The organism is Rothia sp. SCPM-O-B-18226 (M350) (genome assembly GCF_058213595.1).
Window position 1 is genome coordinate 529,895 of sequence record NZ_JBYQJS010000001.1, and the last position, 16,250, is coordinate 546,144.

General features: G+C 58.3%; 23 protein-coding genes. All 23 read left to right on the forward strand.

The features are described 5' to 3' along the window. Nucleotides 1–405: 405 nt before the first annotated feature. The 23 genes from rplN to ppk2 all read left to right on the forward strand — a co-directional run bounded on the left by rplN (nucleotide 406) and on the right by ppk2 (nucleotide 16,234). Nucleotides 406–777 carry a 50S ribosomal protein L14 gene (gene rplN, locus AC3E6W_RS02275; protein ID WP_005504986.1) on the forward strand — a complete coding sequence of 124 codons (372 nt, stop codon included), beginning with the start codon at nucleotides 406–408 and terminating at the stop codon, nucleotides 775–777. A gap of 3 nt (nucleotides 778–780) precedes the next feature. Further along, on the forward strand, nucleotides 781–1,116 hold the full coding sequence (gene rplX, locus AC3E6W_RS02280; protein ID WP_005504988.1) for a 50S ribosomal protein L24: 336 nt from the start codon (nucleotides 781–783) through the stop codon (nucleotides 1,114–1,116). Beyond that, the gene (gene rplE / locus AC3E6W_RS02285; RefSeq protein WP_049331923.1) at nucleotides 1,116–1,676 is read left to right on the forward strand and encodes a 50S ribosomal protein L5; all 561 of its coding nucleotides are present in this window, start codon (nucleotides 1,116–1,118) and stop codon (nucleotides 1,674–1,676) included. The genes rplX and rplE overlap by 1 nt, the downstream gene beginning before the upstream one ends. Before the next feature lie 73 nt (nucleotides 1,677–1,749). Continuing rightward, nucleotides 1,750–2,148: a 30S ribosomal protein S8 gene (rpsH, locus tag AC3E6W_RS02290; RefSeq protein ID WP_049331925.1), complete on the forward strand. Its 399-nt coding sequence runs from the start codon at nucleotides 1,750–1,752 to the stop codon at nucleotides 2,146–2,148. Nucleotides 2,149–2,175: 27 nt separating this feature from the next. Beyond that, nucleotides 2,176–2,712 carry a 50S ribosomal protein L6 gene (rplF, locus tag AC3E6W_RS02295; protein WP_049331926.1) on the forward strand — a complete coding sequence of 179 codons (537 nt, stop codon included), beginning with the start codon at nucleotides 2,176–2,178 and terminating at the stop codon, nucleotides 2,710–2,712. A gap of 2 nt (nucleotides 2,713–2,714) precedes the next feature. After that, nucleotides 2,715–3,074 carry a 50S ribosomal protein L18 gene (gene rplR, locus AC3E6W_RS02300; RefSeq protein ID WP_005505006.1) on the forward strand — a complete coding sequence of 120 codons (360 nt, stop codon included), beginning with the start codon at nucleotides 2,715–2,717 and terminating at the stop codon, nucleotides 3,072–3,074. A gap of 29 nt (nucleotides 3,075–3,103) precedes the next feature. Further along, nucleotides 3,104–3,748, forward strand: a complete 645-nt coding sequence (gene rpsE / locus AC3E6W_RS02305) for a 30S ribosomal protein S5 (protein WP_490652221.1) — start codon at nucleotides 3,104–3,106, stop codon at nucleotides 3,746–3,748. Between the two features lie 2 nt (nucleotides 3,749–3,750). Continuing rightward, the gene (rpmD, locus tag AC3E6W_RS02310) at nucleotides 3,751–3,957 is read left to right on the forward strand and encodes a 50S ribosomal protein L30 (RefSeq protein ID WP_049331928.1); all 207 of its coding nucleotides are present in this window, start codon (nucleotides 3,751–3,753) and stop codon (nucleotides 3,955–3,957) included. 2 nt (nucleotides 3,958–3,959) lie between these two features. Continuing rightward, nucleotides 3,960–4,406: a 50S ribosomal protein L15 gene (rplO, locus tag AC3E6W_RS02315; protein WP_005505008.1), complete on the forward strand. Its 447-nt coding sequence runs from the start codon at nucleotides 3,960–3,962 to the stop codon at nucleotides 4,404–4,406. A 285-nt stretch (nucleotides 4,407–4,691) separates the two neighbouring features. Continuing rightward, nucleotides 4,692–5,999: a preprotein translocase subunit SecY gene (gene secY / locus AC3E6W_RS02320; RefSeq protein WP_490652222.1), complete on the forward strand. Its 1,308-nt coding sequence runs from the start codon at nucleotides 4,692–4,694 to the stop codon at nucleotides 5,997–5,999. Then, nucleotides 5,996–6,559 carry an adenylate kinase gene (locus AC3E6W_RS02325; RefSeq protein ID WP_049331931.1) on the forward strand — a complete coding sequence of 188 codons (564 nt, stop codon included), beginning with the start codon at nucleotides 5,996–5,998 and terminating at the stop codon, nucleotides 6,557–6,559. The genes secY and AC3E6W_RS02325 overlap by 4 nt, the downstream gene beginning before the upstream one ends. A gap of 123 nt (nucleotides 6,560–6,682) precedes the next feature. Continuing rightward, nucleotides 6,683–7,519 carry a type I methionyl aminopeptidase gene (gene map, locus AC3E6W_RS02330; protein ID WP_080975240.1) on the forward strand — a complete coding sequence of 279 codons (837 nt, stop codon included), beginning with the start codon at nucleotides 6,683–6,685 and terminating at the stop codon, nucleotides 7,517–7,519. A gap of 67 nt (nucleotides 7,520–7,586) precedes the next feature. After that, nucleotides 7,587–8,807, forward strand: a complete 1,221-nt coding sequence (rlmN, locus tag AC3E6W_RS02335) for a dual-specificity RNA methyltransferase RlmN (protein WP_049343387.1) — start codon at nucleotides 7,587–7,589, stop codon at nucleotides 8,805–8,807. 339 nt (nucleotides 8,808–9,146) lie between these two features. Continuing rightward, nucleotides 9,147–9,368: a translation initiation factor IF-1 gene (infA, locus tag AC3E6W_RS02340; protein ID WP_005505018.1), complete on the forward strand. Its 222-nt coding sequence runs from the start codon at nucleotides 9,147–9,149 to the stop codon at nucleotides 9,366–9,368. Nucleotides 9,369–9,492: 124 nt separating this feature from the next. Next, nucleotides 9,493–9,606, forward strand: coding sequence for a 50S ribosomal protein L36 (gene rpmJ, locus AC3E6W_RS02345; protein ID WP_004005257.1), 114 nt, complete (start codon nucleotides 9,493–9,495; stop codon nucleotides 9,604–9,606). 175 nt (nucleotides 9,607–9,781) lie between these two features. Then, nucleotides 9,782–10,150, forward strand: a complete 369-nt coding sequence (gene rpsM / locus AC3E6W_RS02350) for a 30S ribosomal protein S13 (protein ID WP_005505026.1) — start codon at nucleotides 9,782–9,784, stop codon at nucleotides 10,148–10,150. A gap of 68 nt (nucleotides 10,151–10,218) precedes the next feature. Next, on the forward strand, nucleotides 10,219–10,626 hold the full coding sequence (gene rpsK / locus AC3E6W_RS02355; RefSeq protein ID WP_005505028.1) for a 30S ribosomal protein S11: 408 nt from the start codon (nucleotides 10,219–10,221) through the stop codon (nucleotides 10,624–10,626). Between the two features lie 136 nt (nucleotides 10,627–10,762). Next, entirely contained in the window at nucleotides 10,763–11,755 is a 993-nt protein-coding gene (locus AC3E6W_RS02360) for a DNA-directed RNA polymerase subunit alpha (protein WP_455116538.1), read from the forward strand. Nucleotides 11,756–11,860: 105 nt separating this feature from the next. Then, on the forward strand, nucleotides 11,861–12,514 hold the full coding sequence (rplQ, locus tag AC3E6W_RS02365; RefSeq protein WP_005505032.1) for a 50S ribosomal protein L17: 654 nt from the start codon (nucleotides 11,861–11,863) through the stop codon (nucleotides 12,512–12,514). A gap of 174 nt (nucleotides 12,515–12,688) precedes the next feature. After that, nucleotides 12,689–13,654: a tRNA pseudouridine(38-40) synthase TruA gene (gene truA, locus AC3E6W_RS02370; RefSeq protein ID WP_490652223.1), complete on the forward strand. Its 966-nt coding sequence runs from the start codon at nucleotides 12,689–12,691 to the stop codon at nucleotides 13,652–13,654. A 364-nt stretch (nucleotides 13,655–14,018) separates the two neighbouring features. Further along, nucleotides 14,019–14,462 carry a 50S ribosomal protein L13 gene (gene rplM / locus AC3E6W_RS02375; protein ID WP_005505035.1) on the forward strand — a complete coding sequence of 148 codons (444 nt, stop codon included), beginning with the start codon at nucleotides 14,019–14,021 and terminating at the stop codon, nucleotides 14,460–14,462. Nucleotides 14,463–14,494: 32 nt separating this feature from the next. Then, nucleotides 14,495–14,986 carry a 30S ribosomal protein S9 gene (gene rpsI / locus AC3E6W_RS02380; RefSeq protein WP_005505036.1) on the forward strand — a complete coding sequence of 164 codons (492 nt, stop codon included), beginning with the start codon at nucleotides 14,495–14,497 and terminating at the stop codon, nucleotides 14,984–14,986. 180 nt (nucleotides 14,987–15,166) lie between these two features. After that, nucleotides 15,167–16,234 carry a polyphosphate kinase 2 gene (gene ppk2 / locus AC3E6W_RS02385; protein WP_049331943.1) on the forward strand — a complete coding sequence of 356 codons (1,068 nt, stop codon included), beginning with the start codon at nucleotides 15,167–15,169 and terminating at the stop codon, nucleotides 16,232–16,234. The last annotated feature ends 16 nt before the right edge of the window (nucleotides 16,235–16,250 follow it).

A 16,250-nucleotide genomic window follows, 5' to 3' on the forward strand; every position in this document is an offset into this window, starting at 1 on the left:
TGTCTAATAAGGAGTTCACTCCCGCTAGGCCCGATGCATGGGCGGAAGATGTCTGCAATGATGCGGTAAGACTGGGGTAAGACAGGCGCAGAAGAGACGGTAATCATGTTTGTGAAACCCTTGCAATGCCCGAGTGGTTCCTGTAGAGTATTAAGACTGTGCGGCTGTATCCAAATAGCCGCGCAACCACGGGCTTCTCGTGCCAGTGCATAATGCCGCTAATTACGGGTGGATACGCCCGCTTCACGCGGGTCCAAATGCTTCTGGCATGGGTTTGCCCCAGGCGTTTCCGCTAACCCCTTCCCTAGAGCTGGGGCCCGGGGCGTCAACCAATCCCGTAAAAATGTTCCGCAAGGCTGGCTCACGCCTCAAGTGAGTCGGAACCGGCGAGACGACAGGAGAAATATGATTCAGCAGGAGTCGCGACTGAAGGTCGCCGACAACACTGGTGCGAAGGAAATCCTGACCATCCGTGTTCTCGGTGGTTCCTCGCGTCGCTACGCAGGCATCGGCGACATCATTGTCGCAACCGTCAAGGATGCAATCCCCGGCGGTACCGTAAAGAAGGGTGACGTTGTCAAGGCAGTCGTCGTCCGCACCAAGAAGGAAACCCGTCGTCCCGACGGCTCCTACATCAAGTTCGACGAGAACTCCGCAGTGATCCTGAAGAACACTGATGGTGATCCCCGTGGTACCCGTATCTTCGGCCCCGTGGGTCGTGAGCTTCGCGACAAGAAGTTCATGAAGATCGTTTCGCTGGCTCCGGAGGTGCTCTAATTCATGGCTAAGATCAAGTCCGGCGACCTGGTTCAGGTTATTTCCGGTGCAGATAAGGGCAAGCAGGGCAAGGTTCTGAAGGTTCTCCCCAAGGAAAACCGCGTGATTGTTGAGGGCGTTAAGGTCGTCACCAAGCACACCAAGGCTAACCCCCTGACCGGCGCAGCAGGCGGCATTCAGAAGGTTGAGGCACCGATCCACGTTTCTAACGTTGCGATTGTTGACCCCGAGACCAAGAAGCCGACCCGTGTTGGTTTCCGCCTCGAGACTGTAGAGCGTGACGGCAAGGAGCGCACCGTTCGCGTGCGCGTTGCTAAGCGTTCGGGTAAGGACATCTAATGACCGAAACCAAGATCACCCCCCGCTTCAAGACCAAGTACGCTGAGGTCGTCGTTCCCGCTCTGCAGGAAGAGTTCAAGTACGAGAACGTCATGCAGACCCCGAAGATCGTTAAGGTCGTCGTAAACATGGGTGTTGGCGAGGCAGCTCGCGACGCAAAGCTCATGGATGGCGCTATTCGCGATCTCACCGCAATCACCGGTCAGAAGCCGATTGTTACCCGCGCTAAGAAGTCCATCGCACAGTTCAAGCTGCGCGAAGGTATGCCCATCGGTGCACACGTCACCCTGCGTGGCGACCGCATGTGGGAATTCCTGGACCGCCTCGTCACCCTGGCACTGCCCCGAATCCGCGACTTCCGCGGCCTCTCGGATCGCCAGTTCGACGGTAACGGTAACTACACCTTCGGTCTGACCGAGCAGTCCATGTTCCACGAAATCGATCAGGACTCGATCGACCGCGTGCGTGGCATGGACATTACCGTGGTGACCTCCGCGAAGACCGACGACGAGGGCCGTGCCATTCTGAAGGCACTGGGCTTCCCGTTCAAGACCAAGTAACGACTACGTTGTAGGTCCAGACCCCGTTACCGCGGGGTAGGGAAACCACAACGAGGAAGGGCACAAGCCCACAATGACTATGACTGATCCGGTCGCAGATATGCTGACCCGTTTGCGCAACGCAAACTCCGCATACCACGACACCGTATCCATGCCCTACTCCAAGCTGAAGTCTCGCATCGCCGAGATCCTGAAGGCTGAGGGTTACATCGCCGACGTTAAGGTTGAGGATGCAAAGGTCGGCAAGACCCTGACCCTCGTCCTCAAGTACGGTCCGTCCCGCGAGCGTTCCATCGCTGGCGTGCGTCGTATTTCCAAGCCGGGCCTGCGTACCTACGCAAAGTCCACCAACCTGCCCCAGGTTCTGGGTGGCCTCGGCATCGCAATCCTGTCCACCTCTTCGGGTCTGCTGACTGACAAGCAGGCTGCGAAGAAGGGTGTGGGCGGCGAAGTCATCGCTTACATCTGGTAGTCGGTTAGAAGAGAAAGGAAGAGAATAATGTCACGTATTGGACGTCTCCCCATCTCGGTTCCCGCCGGCGTTGAGGTTAAGGTCGATGGCAACCTGGTCACCGTTAAGGGCGCAAAGGGCGAGCTCTCCCACAAGGTTGCTTCCCCCATCACTGTCGCTCTGAACGACAACGAGATCGTCGTGTCTCGTCCCAACGACGAGCGCCTGTCTCGCTCGCTGCACGGTCTGACTCGTACCCTGATTCAGAACCTGATCATCGGCGTGACCTCCGGCTTCGAGAAGAAGCTGGAAATCGTCGGTACCGGTTACCGTGTGACCCCGAAGGGTAACGACCTGGAGTTCGCTCTGGGCTACTCCCACCCGATCAACATCACCGCTCCCGAGGGTATTACCTTCGCAGTGGAGGGTGCTAACAAGCTGACCGTGTCGGGTATCGACAAGCAGCTTGTTGGTCAGGTTGCAGCAAACATTCGTGGTCTGCGTAAGCCCGATCCCTACAAGGGCAAGGGTGTTCGCTACGCAGGTGAGCACATCCGCCGCAAGGTCGGAAAGGCTGGTAAGTAAACATGGCTATCAAGTCGAAGGCAGCGCAGCGTGCACGTCGTCACGCTCGCATCCGCAAGTACGTTTCGGGTACCGCTGCGCGTCCGCGCCTGTGCGTCACCCGTTCGACCCGTCACATGTTCGTTCAGGTTATCGACGATGTCAAGGGCGTGACCCTGGCATCCGCTTCCACCATGGAAGCAGAGCTGCGTGCAGCTGACCTGGACAAGACCGCTAAGGCAAAGCGCGTTGGTGAGCTCGTTGCAGAGCGCGCCAAGGCAGCAGGCGTTGAGGCAGTCGTGTTCGACCGCGGTGGTAACAAGTACCACGGCCGTGTTGCAGCCGTTGCTGACGGTGCACGCGAAGGGGGTCTTGCACTCTAATGAGCGAGCAGAACGTAAAGGAAACTCAGGTGAGCGAAGCAGTAGTAGCTGAAACCGCTGAGACCTCCAACCAGCGCGAGGAGCGCCGCAACAACCGCGGCGAGCGTCGTGGCCGTGGCGAGCGCCGCAACAACCGCGCTCGCGAGGAGGAGAAGGACAAGTACATCGAGCGCGTTGTGACCATCAACCGCGTTTCCAAGGTCGTCAAGGGTGGTCGTCGCTTCAGCTTCACCGCACTGGTCGTCGTTGGTGACGGTAACGGCCTGGTCGGCGTTGGCTACGGTAAGGCTAAGGAAGTCCCCGCAGCAATCTCCAAGGGTGTCGAGGAAGCAAAGAAGAACTTCTTCCGCGTTCCCCGCATCGAGAACCGCACCATCCCGCACCGCGTGCAGGGTGAGGCAGCTGCAGGCGTTGTGATGCTCCGTCCGGCAACCGCTGGTACCGGTGTTATCGCAGGTGGCCCCGTGCGTGCAGTACTCGAGTGCGCAGGCATTCACGATGTGCTGTCCAAGTCGCTCGGTTCCTCGAACCAGATCAACATCGTTCACGCAACCGTTGCAGCACTCAAGCAGCTTGAGGAGCCCCTGGCAGTGGCAGCCCGCCGTGGCCTGCCCACCGACGAGGTTATCCCCAGCTACCTGCGCAACACCAAGTCTGATAAGGCAGGTGCGTAGTAATGGCCAAGCGTATTCAGCCCAGCGACGCAAAGCTGGAAATCACCCAGGTCAAGTCCTATGTTGGTCAGAAGCAGAACATGCGTGAAACCCTCCGTTCCCTGGGCCTCAAGCGCCCCGGTAACAAGGTTGTTCGCACTGCTGACCCCGTCACCGTTGGCATGGTTAACACCGTTGCTCACCTGGTGAAGGTTGAGGAGGTCAAGTAAAGATGGCAGAAGCTATCAAGATTCACGATCTGCGCCCGGCACCGGGTGCCCACAAGGCAAAGACCCGCGTTGGCCGCGGTGAAGGCTCCAAGGGTAAGACCGCAGGTCGCGGTACCAAGGGTACCAAGGCACGCTACCAGGTTCGTGCAGGCTTCGAAGGCGGCCAGCTGCCGCTGCACATGCGCCTGCCGAAGCTGCGCGGTTTCAAGAACCCCTTCCGCACCGAGTACCAGGTTGTTAACCTGGACCGCATCCAGGAGCTGTTCCCCAACGGTGGCGACGTCACCGTTGAGGCACTGGTTGCCAAGGGCGCCGTTCGCAAGAACGAGCTCGTGAAGGTTCTGGGCAACGGCGAAATCTCCGTCAAGGTGAACGTTGTTGTCGACAAGGCATCGGCTTCCGCTATCGAGAAGATCGAGGCCGCTGGCGGTTCCGTAACCGTTAAGTAGTCTTAGCTACTGAAAGCCCCCGCTCGGATGATTCGAGCGGGGGCTTTTGCATGAAAAGTTATTCTGAAGGTTCTATATATCTGTTTTGGTATATATCGATAGGTTGCTTGAAGGCCCTTTGACAGTGCGCGAGAGGTAAAAATCACGCTAGAAGAATATAAAACATACATATTCTCGTGAGAAGTTATCTTTCATCCGCCCAAACACGATAGACTGGAAGATGTGTTTACTGCGCCCTAAAACTCTTTGAGGGGAGGGGCGCCCCATAGATTTACAGGAGGACATGTGCTGAGCGCAGTGGGGCGAGTCTTTAAGACTGCCGATTTGCGGCGTAAGCTGCTGTTTACCCTGGCAATGATTGTGCTGTACCGTTTGGGTACCTTTATCCCCGCACCGGGTGTTTCCTATGGAAACGTGCAACAGTGTCTTGAAGCCAACACTACCAGTGGTGGAGTCTACGATATTGTGAACCTCTTCAGCGGTGGCGCCCTGCTGCAGCTGTCAATCTTTGCCCTCGGCGTGATGCCGTACATTACTGCATCCATTATCATTCAGCTGCTGCGCGTGGTCATCCCGCGATTCCAGGAGCTGCATGAAGAGGGTGCCCAGGGTCAGGCAAAGCTAACGCAGTACACCCGTTACCTCACCATCGCTCTCGCACTGCTGAACGCTACCACCATCGTCTCGATGGCGCGCTCCGGCGTTCTGCTGGGTAATTGCCCCGGCATCATCCCCCAGGATGACGTGATGCACATTCTGCTCATCATCGTCACCCTGTGCGCCGGTACCACCGTCATCATGTGGATGGGCGAGCAGATTACCGAGCGCGGCGTGGGCAACGGTATGTCCTTGCTGATTTTCACCTCTATCGCCTCCTCCTTCCCGAATGCTTTGGGCTCCATCCAGAGGACCCACGGTTGGGGTATTTTCGCAGCGGTCTGCGGTATCGGCCTCGTCGTGATGCTTGCCGTGGTGTACGTGGAGCAATCGGTTCGCCGTATCCCCGTGCAGTACGCCAAGCGTATGATTGGTCGTCGCACCATCGGCGGAACCAGCACCTACATTCCGCTGAAGGTCAATATGGCCGGTGTGATTCCGCTGATTTTTGCCTCCTCCCTGTTGACCCTGCCCGGTCTGCTGGCTCAGTTCAACACCCCTACCGACGGCTCAACCCCGCCGGACTGGGTGAACTGGATTAACGCATACCTGGTGCGTGGCGATCACCCGCTGTACATCGTTCTCTACTTCTTCATGATTATTGGCTTCGCCTACTTCTACGTGGCGGTTACCTTTGATCCGGTTGAGGTCGCGGACAACATGAAGAAGTACGGCGGTTTCATCCCCGGTATTCGTGCGGGCAAGCCGACCGAGCGTTACCTCAGCTACGTGCTTAACCGCATCACCCTGCCCGGTGCGCTGTACCTGGGCGTCATCTCCATGATTCCCCTCGTTGCGCTGATTCTGTTCAACGCAAACCAGAACTTCCCGTTCGGCGGCGCGTCGCTGCTGATCGTGGTGGGTGTTGGTCTTGATACTCTCAAGCAGATTAACGCCCAGCTCCAACAACGAAACTACGAAGGATTGCTCCGATGAACCGTCTGCTCATCGTTGGCCCTCCCGGTGCCGGTAAGGGCACCCAGGCCGTCAAGATTGCTGAAGCGCTGAAGATTCCCGCCATCTCCACTGGCGATATCTTCCGCAAGAACATTAAGGAAGAGACCGAGCTCGGTAAGGAAGCGAAGTCGTACATCGACTCCGGCAACCTGGTTCCCGACTCTGTCACCAACAACATGGTGCGTGCCCGCCTCGATGAGGGCGACGTCTCCAACGGATTCCTGCTGGATGGCTACCCCCGCAACACCGCACAGGTGCACGAGCTCGACTCCATCCTGGAAGCCAAGGGCGAGAAGATCGACCGCGTTCTGCTGCTGGTGGCCGACAACGACGAGCTGGTCGAGCGTCTGCTCAACCGCGCCGCTGAGCAGGGTCGCACCGATGACAACGAAGAGGTCATCCGTCACCGCCTGAAGGTCTATGAGGAAGAGACCGCACCGCTGATCGCGATTTACCGTGAGCGCGGTATCGTCAAGGAAGTGAACGGCCTGGGCGAAATCGCCGAGGTGACCGAGCGCATCCTCGACGCACTGAAGTAACCCTCTGCTGTACCCCCGCGATTGTGGTGCCTGATGCATCACAAAGACTTGCGGGGGTACAGTGCTGTCTGTAGAGTTCTAAGCTTGGGCGTGTAGCCCCCCCAACCCAGAAGGAGCCGTATCGTGGCACGAGTCGAAATCAAAACCAACGCACAGCTTCAGCAGATGGCTCGTGCCGGAGTCATCACCAGCCGCGCCCTCGATGCGGCTGTCGCTGCCGCGCGCCCCGGCGTGACTACGGCCGAGGTGAACGCGGCCTTCGAGCGCACCATGCTGGAACTGGGAGGAACCTCCAACTTCTACGGGTACTACGACTACCCGGCTACCGTATGCACCTCCGTCAACCACGAGGTGGTGCACGGAATCCCCGGCGACTATGTTCTGAAGGACGGCGACATCCTTTCGATTGACGGTGGCGCATATGTGATTGACCCCGCCACCAACCGTCAGTGGCACGGCGATTCTGCACGCACCGTACTGATCGGCAACGCGAGCGAAGCCCGCGCCGAGCTGTCCGCCGTTACCCGCGAAGCCATGTGGCACGGTATCGCCGCACTGGCCACGGCAAAGAAGGTCGGTGAAATCGGCCTGGCTATCGAAGCATACGTTACCGAAGAATACGGCGATAAGTACGGCATTATTGAAGACTACGTGGGCCACGGTATCGGTTCGCAGATGCACATGGCTCCGGATGTGCTGAACTACGCCGTGCGCGACTTGGGCCCCCGAATTAAGCCCGGTATGGCTTTCGCTATTGAGCCGATGCTTGTCACCGGGTCCATTGAAACTAAGGTCCTTTCTGATGATTGGACTGTTGTGACCGTTGACGGATCCGATGCCTGCCAGTGGGAACACTCGGTTGCCGTGCACAGCGAAGGTATCTGGGTTCTGACTGCAGAAGACGGTGGCGCAAGCGAGCTGGCCCGTTTCGGCATCACCCCCGTGCCCATCCCCGCCTAATACAGTCGCCAGTGGGAAGTAGCCCACGCGACGCATCCCAAGCATCAACCACACAGGAAGAAGCTCCATGAGCGAAACTCTTACCGGGTGCGAGAAAACCGAGCCTACCTCGACGAAGGTACCGGTCGAAATCTCCACCACCCGCCCCAAGCCCGGGCAGATTACCCTCAAGGCCCCGCGCCGCACGAAACCGCCGAAGCATATTGCGGATTTCGACATGGCCGGCCGCCGTGAATTTCTGAAGGAACTGGGTTACCAGCCCTTCCGTGCGTCCCAGCTATCGAAGCACTACTTTGAGCGTTTGGTGACCGACCCCGCCGAGATGACGGATCTGCCCGCCAAGGAACGCGAGCAGATGGTCGCGCAGGCCATGCCCCGACTGCTGACTCCGGTACGCACGCTGGAAGCAGACGGTGGGGATACCATCAAGGTCGTGCACCGTCTCTTTGACGGTGCGCTCATTGAGTCCGTCATTATGCGCTATGACAACCGCGTGACCATGTGCATCTCCTCGCAGGCTGGCTGCGGTATGAACTGCCCCTTCTGTGCAACCGGTCAGCAGGGTTTGACCCGTAACCTCTCTACTGCAGAAATTGTGGAGCAGGTCGTAGCTGGTGCCCGATATCTGAAGCAGATGAAGGGCCTGGAAGAAGCAGAAGGCGGTTCTGAGGATACTCGTCCGCTGCGTGTTTCCAACATTGTCTTCATGGGTATGGGTGAGGCGCTCGCTAACTACAAGTCGACGATGGGGGCCATTCACCGCCTGATTGATCCGGCTCCGGAGGGCCTGGGTATCTCGGCGCGCGGTCTGACCATGTCGACCGTGGGCCTGGTTCCGGGTATCCGCAAGTTCGAGATGGAGAAGCTGCCCATCACTCTGGCGCTGTCTCTGCACGCGCCGGATGATGAGCTGCGTGACGAGCTGATCCCGATTAACCAGCGCTGGAAGGTCGACGAGACTCTGGACGCCGCCTACGACTACTACCGCACGACCGGTCGTCGCATCTCGATTGAGTACGCGCTGATTCGCGATATTAACGATCAGGGCTGGCGCGCTGATCTGCTGGGCAAGAAGCTGGCGCAGCGCGGCCGCGGTTGGGTACACGTGAACCCGATTCCGTTGAACCCGACCCCGGGTTCGAAGTGGACGGCTTCTCGCAAGGGCGTGGAGCAGAACTTCGTGGAGCGCCTGCGTGCCCACGGTATTCCGACGACGATTCGCGATACTCGCGGTTCCGATATTGACGGTGCATGCGGCCAGCTTGCTGCTAAGGAAGAGGAAGAGTAGCAGATGTGTGGACGGGGCGGTGCCCCTCCTCCTTGAAAAATGTCAAGGCGTTTTTCGGGGACTTGCTCGGGAATGAGCCGGGTGAGGGGGGCCGCCCTTCTGTCTTCCGCGGAGTCGTGATATGCGGGATGCTTTACCTCTTAGCATTGCGGGTTAAGTGCCAGATGTCATAAATATCACGGTTGTTTTTAAAGATGATTTGCCGTAGAGTTATGAGTTGGTTGTTTATGCCGGTGTTAAGTGCGCCTTAAAACGCCTGCACCTCACCTCGGTGAGCTCATAAACAGAAGATACATTTGTCCGACGCAACTGCGCCGGGCACCGACGTTAGCGGAGGATATGGCTAAGAAAGACGGCGTCATCGAGATCGAAGGCTCTGTGGTTGAAGCTCTGCCCAACGCGATGTTCCGTGTTGAGCTGGATAACGGCCACAAGGTTCTCGCACACATCTCGGGCAAGATGCGTCAGCACTATATTCGAATCCTGCCTGAGGACCGAGTGGTAGTGGAACTGAGCCCCTACGACCTTTCCCGAGGTCGTATCGTCTACCGTTACAAGTAAACCCGAGATAAACGTCGCCCACCGGCGGCGTTTAAATCGTGTTCAAAGGGATAAATAGTTCCCCAACGTAAGTGAGGGAACCTCTTATCTCGCCAGTAATCAAGTTGCAATCAAAAGGAATGCGATGAAGGTCAAGCCGAGCGTTAAGCCGATCTGCGATAAGTGCAAGGTGATCCGCCGTCACGGTGTGGTCATGGTGATCTGCGAAAACCCGCGCCACAAGCAGCGCCAGGGCTAATCCCTAGCAGCTGACTTCATAACCGCCTACGGGCGGAATTGTCATAGGCACCGCTCCGAAGTAGCGTCCAATGTGGCGACTTCGGATACCTCCGGACTCAGAGGCCGGGGACCGGGACAGAACAACCCGGGCAGTGATGCTAAAGACCTCTGGAAAACAACAAGGAGAAGCCAGTATGGCACGTCTCGCTGGAGTTGATATTCCCCGCGAAAAGCGCGTGGAAGTTGCTCTCACTTACATCTACGGCGTGGGTAAGACCCGTGCACACGAAACCCTCGCTGCTACCGGCGTCAACCCTGACACCCGCGTCAAGGACCTGACCGACCAGGAGCTCGTGGCACTTCGTGACTTCATCGAAGGCAACTACAAGGTTGAAGGTGATCTTCGCCGCGAGGTTGCAGCTGACATTCGCCGCAAGGTCGAAATCGGCTCCTACCAGGGCCTGCGCCACCGCCGCGGCCTGCCGGTTCACGGTCAGCGCACCAAGACCAACGCACGTACCCGTAAGGGCCCGAAGCGTACCGTCGCAGGTAAGAAGAAGTAAGACACGTTGCTCTGTTGGGTATCTCTACCCGACCAACGTATTAGTAAACCTTTGTAGGAGAATCAAAAATGCCTCCCAAGACTCGCGCTGCGGCAGCTCGTAAGACCAACCGCCGCAAGGTTAGCAAGAACATCGTTGCTGGTCAGGCTCACATCAAGTCGACCTTCAACAACACCATCGTCTCCATCACCGATCCCACCGGTGCAGTGATTTCCTGGTCCTCCGCTGGCGACATGGGCTTCAAGGGCTCCCGTAAGTCTACCCCCTACGCCGCTCAGCTGGCTGCCGAGGCCGCTGCAAACCGCGCCAAGGAGCACGGCGTCCGCAAGGTCGACGTCTTCGTCAAGGGCCCCGGTTCCGGTCGCGAAACCGCAATCCGTTCCCTGCAGGCTGCAGGCCTCGAGGTCGGTTCGATTCAGGACGTTACCCCCGTTGCACACAACGGCTGCCGTCCTCCGAAGCGTCGCCGCGTCTAATTAGGTTTCGTCCTAATCCCTCGACGGGTACACTCCACGGAGCGTACCCGGAGAGCACAGACACCCGTCTGCTTCCTAAGATATGTTTTCCCCAACCTGTGGGCTCATATAGCGGAGCTCACCGAAAGGAAACAAAGTGCTCATTGCACAGCGCCCCACTCTGACTGAAGAGGTCGTAGCGCCCAACCGCTCGCGCTTCACCATCGAGCCTCTGGAGCCCGGTTTCGGCTACACCATGGGTAACTCCCTCCGCCGTACTTTGCTGTCCTCCATTCCTGGCGCCGCTGTTACCAGCGTCCGCATCGATGGTGTACTGCACGAGTTCAGCACTGTTCCCGGCGTGACCGAGGACGTCACCGAGATCATCTTGAACATCAAGAAGCTCTCCATCTCTTCTGAGAACGACGAGCCCGTCGTGGCCTACCTGCGCAAGCAGGGCGAAGGTGAACTGACCGCAGGCGACATCGAGGTTCCCGCTGGCGTGGAGATCCACAACCCGGACCTGCACCTGGCAACCCTGAACGCCTCGGCAAACTTCAACGCTGAGCTGGTTATTGAGCGTGGTCGCGGCTACGTGACCGCTGCACAGAACAAGGTCGGTGACGGTGAGATTGGCCGTATTCCGGTTGACTCCATCTACTCCCCGGTTCTGAAGGTTACCTTCAGCGTGAACGCGACCCGTGTTGAGCAGCGCACCGACTTCGACAGCCTGACCCTGGACGTCGAAACCAAGGAAGCCATCGCACCGCGTGACGCCGTTGCTTCTGCAGGCAGCACCCTGGTCGAGCTCTTCGGCCTGGCACGTGAGCTGAACATTGCAGCTGAGGGTATCGAAGTTGGCCCGTCGCCCGCCGACGAGTCCATGGCCGCCGATCTGGCACTGCCGATCGAGGACCTGAACATGTCCGTCCGCTCCTACAACTGCCTCAAGCGCGAGGGCATCCACACCGTGGGTGAGCTCGTGACCCGCAGTGAAGCTGACCTGATGGACATCCGTAACTTCGGTGCTAAGTCCATTGACGAGGTCAAGGCAAAGCTCATCGAGCTCGGCCTGGCCCTGAAGGACTCCCCTCCCGGTTTCGAGCCTGCTGCACGCCCGCTTGATGACGAAGACGGTTCCGGCGAATAATTTCGACCGAATAGTTCACCCGGTTCCACCGGGATCAGTCAAACTTGATTCCCTAAGAGGCTCCGCTGCTGGGGCGTTAGGGAACGCAACTATGGAGATTTAACTATGCCTACTCCCACTAAGGGTCCCCGCCTCGGCGGTTCCCCGACCCACGAGCGCCACATGCTCAACAACCTGTCGGCGCAGCTGTTCCAGCACAAGCGCATCACCACCACCCTGACCAAGGCAAAGCGCCTGCGTCCGGTGGCAGAGCGCTTCATCACCTTCGGTAAGAAGGGCGACCTGGCTGCTCGCCGTCGCGTGCTGCGTTCCATCACCGACAAGTCCGTCGTGCACGAGCTCTTCACCGTTATTGCTCCGGCAATGGCAGAGCGCCCCGGTGGTTACACCCGCATCATCAAGATCGGTAACCGTAAGGGTGACAACGCTCCCATGGCAGTCATCGAGCTCGTCATGGAGCCCGTTGCAACCAAGGGTGCAGTTGCTGAGGCAACCAAGGTTGCTGAGAAGGCAGCTGAGGCTCCCAAGGCTGAAGCAGCTGAGGGCCTGCCCGCAGGTTCCCACGCACCCCTGGAGTCCGGCGAGGCTCCCGAGGGCTTCGAGGTTAAGGGTAACGCCGATTCCATGAAGTACCACGTGCCCGGTTCTCGCTGGTACTCCAGCACCAAGGCTGAAATCTGGTTCGACTCCGCTGAGTCGGCAGAGGCTGCAGGTTACGCCCCCGCAGGTGGCGCAGCAGCACAGAAGGTTTCCGAGTAATACGGATCCCAGCTGATTTAGGCTAAGCCTAAAATATGTCAATCCGCCGTCCACTGCTGTGGGCGGCGGATTGGTGTATCTGCATACTTAACGAGGAGACGGTTCTTTGCGCATTCGCTATACAAGAACCGATCCGTATTCTTCAACCGTCCTTTACCGCTGAAAGGCACACCAATGCATAACGCTACTGCTTTAGAGAACCGTGAAGAACAGCCCTTCACTGCTACGCACCGCGTGCGAATTGATTGTGCCTACGACGGTTCTCTTTTTAGCGGGTGGGCTGCCCAACCGAATCTGGTTACCGTGCAGGGGGTCATTGAGAACGCCCTTGAACTGATTTTGCGGGCGCCTCACCGTGTGGTGGTCGCGGGCCGAACCGATGCCGGTGTGCATGCGGAGGCCCAGACCCTGCATTGCAATCTGAACGATGAGGATTGGACTCGCCTGCAAGGTCGAACGGGGGAGGACGACCCGACGGCTGCCCTGGGCCGCCGCCTCACCGGCGCTCTTCAGCGTTGTCTTTACGAAGCGGAAGAGCAGTTGAACTTGCCGAAGAACGTTCGCGGTATTCTGCAGGGCGCTATTCAGATTCATCGCGTGAGCGAAGTTTCTTTTGAATTTGATGCGCGCTTTTCGGCTACCGGTCGCCGCTACGTATATCGCATTGCAGATGGCGCGGCGGATGGTCTTAACCCCCTGCACCGTACCTACACCTGGGCAGTACCTGAGCGTCTGGATTGCGCTGATCTTAACGAATCGGCACAGCAACTACTCGGTCTGCGCGATTTCCTCTCCTTCTGTAAGCCGCGTGAAGGCGCGACCACGATTCGTGAACTGCGAGAGCTTAGCTTCACTCGCACAGAGAGCGGTCTTATTGAGGTGCGTGTGGTGGCTGATGCCTTCTGTCATCACATGGTGCGTTCGCTTGTGGGCGCGCTGGTGCTCTACGGCACGGGTAAACGTGACGCCGCCTGGTTGCGTGAGCGGATCGAGAACCCGGGACGCGAGGCTTCACTGACTCTGGCGCCTCCGCATGCTCTGGCACTAGCTGAGATTTACTACCCTGCCCCGGAGTTGTATGGAGAGCAGGCGGAACGTGCTCGAGCAAAGCGCGAGGACTACGAAGCACAGAGCGCTTAACACCCTGTGTATATTGAGTCTCGTCACATGCTGAAAGTGATGAGGGGCTCAACAGGGGAGTGCAATCGTCGAGGGTGAATTACACGGATGGAATTTAAAATGTGTTTAAGGCAAAAAAGCCCTATTTTTAAGGCTTTGGCGGTGGATTAAGCACTCGACGTCCTGTATAGTCTTGATATGTTGTGCGTGTTCTACCCGAGCGCGCTCTAAATCGCTGTCTAGTTGCAGGACGTTAAGGCGGTCTAGAGTACGGGCAGAACGGGCGGCAGCTCGGTCCTCACCCGGGTGTTCGTCATGCACGTAAGTAAAAGGCGCGATACCCAACTAAGCGCCGTATGTACATTTCGAGACAAAGGCCAATATTTTGCGCACTTATACTCCCAAGCCCGGCGAAGTCGAGCGCCAGTGGCACGTCATTGACGCCACCGACGTTGTTCTCGGCCGCCTCGCAAGCCAGACCGCTATCCTGCTGCGCGGTAAGCACAAGCCGACTTTTGCTCCCCACGTTGACACCGGTGACTTCGTTATCATCGTGAACGCTGAGAAGGTCGCCCTGACCGGTGCAAAGCTCGAGCAGAAGCGTGCATACCGCCACTCGGGTTACCCCGGCGGTCTGAAGTCCGTGAACTACGCAGAGCTGCTTGAGACCAACCCCGTTCGCGCGGTTGAGAAGGCTGTTAAGGGCATGCTGCCCAAGAACAAGCTTGCTGCACAGCAGCTCAAGAAGCTGAAGGTCTACGCTGGCCCCGAGCACCCGCACGCGGCACAGCAGCCCAAGACCTACGAATTCAACCAGGTCGCCCAGTAATTCGGGCCTACGAAGAAACAATAGGAGAAATCGTGGCTCAGAACGAAGAGCAGATCGTAGTCGAGGAAGAGCTGACCAGCTACACCTCGGAGTCCGCTGCCCCCGCAGCGGCTAAGGCAGCACGTCCGGCACTGACCGTTGCAGGCGCAGCAGTTGGTCGCCGCAAGGAAGCAGTGGCACGCGTTCGCGTTGTGCCCGGTTCCGGTAACTGGACCATCAACGGTCGTAGCCTGGAAGACTACTTCCCCAACAAGCTGCACCAGCAGGACGTCAACCAGCCCTTCAAGCTCCTGGAGCTCGAGGGTGCATACGACGTCATCGCACGCATCAACGGTGGTGGCCCCTCCGGTCAGGCAGGTGCTCTGCGCCTGGGTATCGCTCGTGCACTGAACGAGATTGACCGCGAGAACAACCGCCCCGCACTGAAGAAGGCTGGCTACCTGACCCGTGACGCACGCGTCATCGAGCGTAAGAAGGCTGGTCTTAAGAAGGCACGCAAGGCTTCGCAGTTCTCCAAGCGTTAATCGCTGGTTTTTACGAAGCGTTACGCCCCGCTTCTCCTTCGGGAGATTCGGGGCGTTTTGCGTATCTACTGACCGTGAGCGTTACAAGGTTATAGGGTGCATATAACTGTTACGTTTGTTCATCGAAGAGCACACCGGTAGAGTTAAAGAGTCAAAGCAGACAGGAAGAAAAGAGTACTCATGGCAGAGCAGAATCCCTCCACCCAGCCCGAAGAGAAGGCAGTGGAGGCTCCTCAGACTGAATCCCACCACCACGCCGCTGAAGGCGCACACGCACACACCGGTTCTGAGAAGAAACAAGCCATCAAGGAAGCCCTGAAGCCCCAGGCACGCCGCACCTCCGTTGTCGAGGACTACTCGGCAGAGCTGGACGAAATGGCTTCCCTTACCCGCGCCCTCGGCAAGGACAAGAAGGACGACGAAACCTCGCAGGCATGGAAGAAGGGCTACCCCTACGACACCAAGCTCAGCCGTAAGGCATACGAGAAGGAAAAGCGCGCCCTGCAGATTGAGCTGCTGAAGCTGCAGCTCTGGGCGAAGTCCACCGGTCAGAAGATCCTCATCATCTTTGAGGGCCGTGACGCAGCAGGTAAGGGTGGCTCCATCAAGCGCTTCACCGAGCACCTGAACCCCCGTGGCGCTCGCGTTGTGGCACTGGAGAAGCCGACCGATATCGAGCAGACCCAGTGGTACTTCCAGCGTTACATCAAGCACCTGCCCTCCGGCGGCGAAATCGTCCTGATGGACCGCTCCTGGTACAACCGTGCCGGCGTTGAGCGCGTTATGGGCTACTGCACCCAGGCACAGTACTTCGAGTTCATGCGCGAAGTTCCGGACCTGGAGCGCATGCTGGTGAACTCCGGTATCCATATCATCAAGTTCTGGTTCTCCGTCACCCGCGAAGAGCAGCTCGCACGCTTCACCTCCCGCCGTACCGACCCGGTTCGCCAGTGGAAGCTTTCCCCCACCGACCTGGCATCCCTGGACAAGTGGGACGACTACACCGCGGCGAAGGAAGCAATGTTCTTCTACACCCACACCGGTGACGCCCCCTGGACCGTTATCAAGTCCAACGACAAGAAGCGCGCACGTCTGGAAGCAATGCGTTACGTGCTCTCCCAGTTCGACTACCCCTCCAAGGACGAGGCAGTCGTGGGCGAGCTCGACTCGCTAATCGTCCGCTCTGCATCGGACGTTTTCGAGGATGAGTCCGGTGACTCTCCCGACGGCTTCCCGGTCGTCAAGTAAGCGTTGATAGATAGGG

Coding starts and splice junctions, on each gene's coding strand:
- rplN (WP_005504986.1), top strand. CDS start 406: ATGATTCAGCAGGAGTCGCGACTGAAGGTCGCCGACAACACTGGTGCG.
- rplX (WP_005504988.1), top strand. CDS start 781: ATGGCTAAGATCAAGTCCGGCGACCTGGTTCAGGTTATTTCCGGTGCA.
- rplE (WP_049331923.1), top strand. CDS start 1,116: ATGACCGAAACCAAGATCACCCCCCGCTTCAAGACCAAGTACGCTGAG.
- rpsH (WP_049331925.1), top strand. CDS start 1,750: ATGACTATGACTGATCCGGTCGCAGATATGCTGACCCGTTTGCGCAAC.
- rplF (WP_049331926.1), top strand. CDS start 2,176: ATGTCACGTATTGGACGTCTCCCCATCTCGGTTCCCGCCGGCGTTGAG.
- rplR (WP_005505006.1), top strand. CDS start 2,715: ATGGCTATCAAGTCGAAGGCAGCGCAGCGTGCACGTCGTCACGCTCGC.
- rpmD (WP_049331928.1), top strand. CDS start 3,751: ATGGCCAAGCGTATTCAGCCCAGCGACGCAAAGCTGGAAATCACCCAG.
- rplO (WP_005505008.1), top strand. CDS start 3,960: ATGGCAGAAGCTATCAAGATTCACGATCTGCGCCCGGCACCGGGTGCC.
- AC3E6W_RS02325 (WP_049331931.1), top strand. CDS start 5,996: ATGAACCGTCTGCTCATCGTTGGCCCTCCCGGTGCCGGTAAGGGCACC.
- rlmN (WP_049343387.1), top strand. CDS start 7,587: ATGAGCGAAACTCTTACCGGGTGCGAGAAAACCGAGCCTACCTCGACG.
- infA (WP_005505018.1), top strand. CDS start 9,147: ATGGCTAAGAAAGACGGCGTCATCGAGATCGAAGGCTCTGTGGTTGAA.
- rpmJ (WP_004005257.1), top strand. CDS start 9,493: ATGAAGGTCAAGCCGAGCGTTAAGCCGATCTGCGATAAGTGCAAGGTG.
- rpsM (WP_005505026.1), top strand. CDS start 9,782: ATGGCACGTCTCGCTGGAGTTGATATTCCCCGCGAAAAGCGCGTGGAA.
- rpsK (WP_005505028.1), top strand. CDS start 10,219: ATGCCTCCCAAGACTCGCGCTGCGGCAGCTCGTAAGACCAACCGCCGC.
- rplQ (WP_005505032.1), top strand. CDS start 11,861: ATGCCTACTCCCACTAAGGGTCCCCGCCTCGGCGGTTCCCCGACCCAC.
- truA (WP_490652223.1), top strand. CDS start 12,689: ATGCATAACGCTACTGCTTTAGAGAACCGTGAAGAACAGCCCTTCACT.
- ppk2 (WP_049331943.1), top strand. CDS start 15,167: ATGGCAGAGCAGAATCCCTCCACCCAGCCCGAAGAGAAGGCAGTGGAG.